Source organism: uncultured Proteiniphilum sp. (assembly GCF_937873925.1).
GTDB lineage: Bacteria > Bacteroidota > Bacteroidia > Bacteroidales > Dysgonomonadaceae > Proteiniphilum.
The window spans coordinates 1-4,310 of the sequence record NZ_CALNAT010000236.1; the positions used below are offsets into that span (position 1 = coordinate 1).

Sequence of the window (4,310 nt, forward strand, 5' to 3'; positions counted from 1 at the left end):
TCCATGTATTCAGGTCATCGAGCGACGCACCGTCGAAGATGGGGGTGGCAAACTTCACACCGAGTGATTGTCCCGCCCAGCCGAGTACGGTCTCGAATATCTGTCCTAGGTTCATACGGGAGGGTACACCCAGGGGGTTCAACACAATATCTACAGGTGTTCCGTCGGCAAGGAAAGGCATGTCTTCCTGACGCACGATCCTGGATACGATACCTTTGTTTCCGTGGCGTCCTGCCATTTTGTCTCCCACCTGGATCTTCCGTTTTTTCGCCACATACACTTTGGCAATCTGCATGATTCCCGAAGGCAGTTCATCACCGATGGTGAAATCGAAACGCTTCCGTTTCAACTCAGCGTCCAGTTCCTTGTAACGGTGCAGGTAATTGATCACCGTAGTGCGTATCAGTTCGTTCTTATGGGTGTCGGACGTCCATTTATTCAATTGAATGGATTGGTAATCGATTTCACCCAAAACCTTGTGCGTGAATTTTGCACCCTTGGGGACGATATCCATATTGGTGTAGTCCTTCACTCCTATCGAAGTTTTGCCTTCGGTGAGGGTGAGCAGCTTATTGATAAGCACTTTCCTGAGTTCTTCCATTTTGACTTCGTACTCTTCGTCAAGCTTGGGGAGAAGCGCTTTATTGGAAAGTTTGGTCTTTCCTTTCTTGGATGCTTTTGAGAACAGGTTGGTGTGGATAACTACGCCATTGAGCGATGGAGACGCTTTCAGGGAAGCGTCTTTTACATCCCCTGCCTTGTCGCCGAAAATGGCGCGCAGCAGTTTTTCCTCGGGTGACGGATCGGATTCGCCTTTCGGAGTGATTTTACCGATCAGGATGTCACCCGGTTTGATGCGTGCTCCGACGCGGACGATCCCTCTTTCATCGAGATCTTTGGTTGCCTCCTCACTCACATTGGGAATATCGGAAGTGAGTTCTTCCATTCCCCGTTTGGTTTCGCGTACCTCAAGGGAGAACTCTTCCACATGCACCGAGGTGAATACGTCTTCACTCACCAGCCGTTCACTCAACACGATAGCATCTTCGAAGTTATACCCTTTCCACGGCATGAATGCCACTTTCAGGTTTTTACCCAGCGCCAGTTCACCGTCCTGTGTGGCATATCCTTCGGTAAGAATTTCGCCTACTTTTACTTTTTGACCTACCTTGCAGATAGGACGCAGGTCGACGGTGGTATTTTGGTTGGTCTTCCGGAATTTGGGGATGTTATAAGTCTTTATGGCATCCTCAAAACTGGCGAATTCCTCTTCCTGGGTCTGCTCGTATTTTATTTTAATGGTGTTGGCATCTACATAGAGGACCTCACCGTTTCCTTCAGCCATGACCTGGGACCGGGAGTCTTTGATAACCTGGCCCTCAATACCTGTACCTACGATGGGTGATTCGGTTCTCATCAGCGGAACTGCCTGGCGCATCATGTTCGATCCCATCAATGCACGGTTGGCATCGTCGTGCTCAAGGAACGGAATAAGCGATGCGGCGATAGACGCAATCTGCATGGGCGACACGTCCATCAGTTCCACCTCTTCCGGCGCGATGACGGGATAATCGGCATCCTGCCTTGCTTTCACACGCGGGTTCACGAAGCGACCTTTGTTATCGAGCGGCGCATTTCCCTGCGCGATCAGCTTGTCTTCTTCCTCTTCCGCGGCGAGATAGATGACCTCGTTGTTGTGGATATTCACAACTCCGTTCTCTGCTTTGCGGTAAGGGGTTTCGATGAATCCGAGATCGTTGATCTTTGCATAGACGCAGAGCGAGGAGATAAGCCCGATATTCGGTCCCTCGGGTGTTTCTATCGGGCAAAGGCGGCCGTAGTGGGTGAAGTGAACGTCGCGCACCTCAAACCCGGCGCGTTCGCGTGAAAGTCCGCCCGGACCAAGCGCCGACAGACGGCGTTTATGGGTGATCTCAGCCAGTGGGTTGGTCTGATCCATGAACTGCGACAGCGCATTGGTCCCGAAAAATGTATTGATGACCGATGAGATGGTTTTCGCGTTGATCAGGTCGATCGGGGTGAAAACCTCGTTATCGCGCACGTTCATTCTTTCACGGATGATACGCGCCATACGGTTCAGACCTACTCCGAACTGGGTATATAATTGTTCCCCTACCGTGCGCACACGCCTGTTACTGAGGTGGTCGATATCGTCCACCACGGCTTTGGAGTTGACAAGCTCGATAAGGTATTTGATGATCTCGATCATGTCTTCTTTCGTGAGGACACGGGTATCGACATCTATTTCGAGATTCAGTTTTTTGTTGATCCTGTAGCGTCCTACGTCGCCCAGGTCGTATCTTTTCTCCGAGAAAAAGAGATTGTTGATTACCTCCCGTGCACTGGCGTCATCAGCCGGTTCGGCGCTGCGCAACTGGCGGTAGATGTGACGGATGGCATCGATCTCCGTATTACTCGGGTCTTTCTGTAATGTGTTGTAAATGATGGAATAATCGGAAGTATTGGCCGTTTCCTTGTGCAGGAGAATGGAAGCGACGCCCGATTCGATGATCGCGTCTATATGCTCCTGTTCCAGCACGGTTTCCCGCTCAATGACCACTTCGTTCCTTTCGATGGAGGTAACCTCACCGGTATCTTCATCGACAAAATCTTCCATCCATGATTTTAGTACGCGCGCGGCTAACTTGCGTCCCAGCACCTTTTTGAGGCTTGCTTTATTTACTTTCACCTCTTCGGCCAGATCGAATATCTCAAGGATATCTTTGTCGCTTTCAAAGCCTATGGCGCGAAGCAGCGTGGTGACCGGCAATTTCTTTTTCCGGTCGATATAGGCGTACATCACATTATTGATGTCCGTAGCGAATTCAATCCATGACCCCTTGAACGGGATGATACGGGCGGAATAAAGCACTGTGCCGTTCGCGTGGAGGCTCTGTCCGAAGAATACGCCCGGAGAACGGTGCAATTGCGAAACAATTACGCGCTCGGCGCCGTTAATGACGAACGTCCCTTTCTCGGTCATATAGGGAATAGTGCCGAGATATACGTCCTGAATAACAGGGGTAAAGTCTTCGTGATCGGGATCGGTGCAATATAAATACAGCTTTGCCTTCAGCGGGACACTGTAGGTGAGTCCTCTGTCTATACACTCGTCGATGGTATAGCGCGGAGGATCAACATAGTAATCTAAAAATTCAAGGACGAAGTTGTTGCGGGTATCGGCAATAGGAAAATTCTCCGTGAAAACCTTATACAATCCTTCATTCTTTCTACTTTCGGGAGGGGCGTCGAGTTGGAGGAAATCCTGAAACGATTTTAACTGTACTTCCAGAAAATCGGGAAAATCAAGCGGATTTTTAATCGACGCGAAATTGATTCTTTGATTGGCGTTATTTGAAGACATGGATGTGAGTTTTTGAACCTACTATATATTGACACAAAAGGTTAAGAATCTTCAGGAAGAAGATTCCTAACCATATTAACCTAATTTAGGTAAATGTTATTTAAGTTCAACTTCTGCCCCAGCCTCTTCAAGTTGTTTTTTCAAAGCGTCTGCTTCGTCTTTTGTTATACCTTTCTTCAATTCGCTGGGAGCTGCGTCCACCAGATCTTTGGCTTCTTTCAAACCGAGTCCGGTGAGTTCCTTTACTGCCTTAACCACGGCAAGTTTAGCTGAACCTGCGCTTTTAAGGATTACATCGAATTCTGTTTTTTCCTCTACTACGGCTACATCTCCGCCTGCGGCAGGTGCGGCAACAGCAACAGCTGCGACTGCCGGTTCAATACCGTATTCGGTTTTTAAGATTTCAGCCAGTTCATTAACCTCTTTTACTGTCAGGTTAACCAGGTCTTCAGCAAATTTTTTTAAGTCTGCCATTTTTTTTATTTATTTAAATTGATTACTAATTCTGTTTGTTGTAAAAATTAATTAACTCTCTTTCTCCGACAACGTTTTCAATACCCCGTGGAGTATGGTGCCCCCGGATTGGAGTGCGGAAATAACATTCTTTGCAGGTGATTGCAACAGTGCGATCACATCTCCGATAAGCTCCGTCTTGCTCTTGATATTCACCAGGTCTTGCAAAGCTTTTTCTCCGACGAAGAAACTTTCCTGAACGTAGGCGCCTTTGAAAGCCGGTACTTTGTCGGCTTTGTATTTATCGATGAGCTTGGCAGGAGTGTTGGCTACGTTAGAGAACATAATGGCCGTATTCCCTTTCAATACGGGATACAGGTCGGTATAGTCTCTTTCGAGCGACTCGAATGCTTTTTGCAACAAGGTATTCTTAACCACCACCAGCTTGATCCCCTGTTGCAGAAAGCATTCG

The 4,310-nt window shown here is 48.2% G+C and carries 3 protein-coding genes; all 3 read right to left on the bottom strand.

Annotated features, from left to right (window positions below; genetic code table 11):
• Positions 1-3,385, bottom strand: a 3,385-nt coding sequence (rpoB, locus tag Q0502_RS16455; RefSeq protein WP_298653169.1) for a DNA-directed RNA polymerase subunit beta, incomplete at its 3' end; no start/stop codon positions are given.
• 96 nt (positions 3,386-3,481) lie between these two features.
• On the bottom strand, positions 3,482-3,859 hold the full coding sequence (rplL, locus tag Q0502_RS16460) for a 50S ribosomal protein L7/L12 (protein WP_298653172.1): 378 nt from the start codon (positions 3,857-3,859) through the stop codon (positions 3,482-3,484).
• A gap of 51 nt (positions 3,860-3,910) precedes the next feature.
• Positions 3,911-4,310 (bottom strand): 50S ribosomal protein L10 (gene rplJ / locus Q0502_RS16465; protein WP_298653175.1); only part of this gene is annotated, 400 nt, incomplete at its 5' end.

Bases quoted from the DNA above. Each gene is read 5' to 3' on its own strand.
- rplL (WP_298653172.1), bottom strand. From the start codon at position 3,859: ATGGCAGACTTAAAAAAATTTGCTGAAGACCTGGTTAACCTGACAGTA.